The sequence below is a fragment of the Pedobacter sp. 01N416 genome (genome assembly GCF_056399685.1).
In genome coordinates this window covers 1-2370 of record NZ_JBFTRT010000695.1, presented here as the reverse complement: position 1 = coordinate 2370, position 2370 = coordinate 1, and the positions used below count along the sequence as shown (strand labels likewise).

Here is a 2370-nt window from a genome sequence, read left to right as displayed (position 1 = left end):
CACTAAAAACTTTGTCAATTTTGCTGGTCGCCCTTTATTATTTACATCGCCACATAATTTGCTTGTAACCGAATATGAACGTGTAAATACCTGGGAGGAGGTAGCGGGGTTATTACTATAATATTAATCATAGGGGTCGACTTAAGTCGACGCCCATGAATGCAATTAGTTAATATAATCCTAAAAATTAAATTCGCCTACCAGGTTTCCGCCGCTACTTCCAGCCGCCATAGGCAATACAATTACTTTTCTTTGTTGTTTACCTGTGGCATATCGGGTATAAATCTCGGCAGTTACGGTTGTTGGTCCGCTAATGTTAATCTGCCTATCACCGTAATAGTTAACTTCGATTTTATATTTTCCCTTTATTGCTTTTTTAATCATAAATTGTTCAGGGCCATAACCTGATGTAAAATCGTTGCTGATCCTGCCACCTATTTTTGTTCTCGAATTTCCATAAAATCCTTTTTCACCAGTTGGGTCGGTTAGCCATAGATCGATATCAGTATCATTCTTATTCCAGTTGAGCACCACGCGCACATCTACTGGCAAAGGCTGGATTAACCTTTTATCAATCCCTTTGGTACTTAAGCTATTGTTATGTTTTGCAATCAGGTTATTGATTTCGGATATCACAATCTCCTCGATTCCTTGATCTCGATCGGCAATCTGACTGTTATAACTTTGGGTAAGTACCTTATATAAATGATCAAGCGCAGCCTGGTATTGCCCATTATCTGCTAGTGCCAAAGCATAATCGCGGTAACTCTGCGCATCCATAGGCCTCCATTGCAAAACCTTCTGCGTAATAAAAAGTTCATCTTTATAATTTCCGGTCTGCTTTAATTTATAGGCCAAAGTTTTATATAAATCGGCATTTTCGAGGTCCAGATCGGCAATATTACTTAAAATGGTGAGTGCCTTAACACTATCTTTCTGCTGATAAAACCAATTGGCCACATCAAAATAAAACATTGGTGTTGAAATGTATTTCGAGCGCATTTTCAAATAAGCCGGATAAGCACTGTCTGGTTTTCCAACCAGGTTTTTCATATAATCTTTATCACTTTTAAATTCGGGGATAACGATGGCGGGCTGGGTTTCTACCGTTCCTGTGGATCGTGTAATATTAAGCCCCGCTAATTTTCCCTGCAACAGACTCATTATTTCATTTGATGAACCTCGTTGTAAATCTTTTCCACTAACGGTTACTGCTGAGCCTGTAACGGATGATTTTCGCTGAGTACCGTATCCCACGACCACAACTTCATTAAGGGCGTTGTTTTCGCTAGTGGCCAATTCCTGCTTCGCAGCCGCAGCTGGCATTCTCATCTGACTTGCCGATTCTGCTCTTCTTCTCTCGCGTACTTGCTCAGCAACAAGCGCGCTTCTTCTTCCTTCGCCAACTGGATCAGAAATTGCAATATTGCCTGTGGGATCTCCATTTACATCCCTTTGCCCTGGATCAGGATATCTCTCTTCCCTCTTTCCTGGTTCTTTATAGTAGAAATCGGTATTCCACCAGGTTTTCAGTTCTTTGGTCATTGCTATCGCAGCATTGATTAAATCCTGCTTACGTTCCAGAATTGCTGTTCTGCGCTGCTTTAAAGCCGCATTGTAGGCCTGTTGCAATTCAACAGGAGGCACAATATCATAACGCAGGTAATCATCAAGATTTTCTAACACGATGAGGCTGGTATTACGGGTAACGATGCCAAACTGTTTACTCAAAACACTAATATCATCCTTATTATCCTCATATTGAATGTCCATTTCAGTAATTTTCTTCTGTGCCCAAACGCGGCTAACATCAATACTGCTCAAAGTATGCTCCGTAGCATTTAACCGAACAACCTGTTCTGAAACAACAGTATTTCCAAAACCAAACTGCAACGTAAATTCCGTATTAAACGCATTCATAATACCGGCCAGCGAAAAATGCCCGTTTACGGTTACTTTCATTGAAGGATAAGTCTGCCTTACATCTACTCCATTTTTAATCCCTAAAAACTGAAGGTTTTGCTGATTCAATTGTTTAAAAGCCTCAGCAACCGAGGTGGAATTGAGGTTTACAAATTGTCCGCCGGTTTTCATACTGATAAATTTCAAGGTGCTATAATCAGCTTTAAACGCTGTGTTGATACAATGAACCGGTTTATTTAAGCTAACCGTATTTTTTCCGAATGTCGAAAGTCCATCAGTAAATAAAATATATTCGTCGGCCTGCAGGCTTTTAGTGTTTATGGCGCTGAAATTTGTTCCCCCATCATACACTAGATTCTTCAGTTTATCTTTTAACTGTGTCCAGTTACCATTTGAGATGACAAAAGTGCCTGCGTTTTTAAAACCATTATTAACCAAGCCTAACTG

2 protein-coding genes are annotated in these 2370 nt (G+C 40.0%); one reads left to right on the top strand and one right to left on the bottom strand.

Annotated features, from left to right (window positions below; all coding sequences use genetic code 11):
* The coding region (locus AC1DND_RS25950; protein WP_477585481.1) for a 5' nucleotidase, NT5C type at positions 1-121 on the top strand (121 nt) is incomplete at its 5' end.
* 59 nt (positions 122-180) lie between these two features.
* Here AC1DND_RS25950 and AC1DND_RS25945 read toward each other — a convergent pair.
* Positions 181-2370, bottom strand: a 2190-nt coding sequence (locus AC1DND_RS25945) for a DUF2135 domain-containing protein (RefSeq protein WP_477585479.1), incomplete at its 5' end; no start/stop codon positions are given.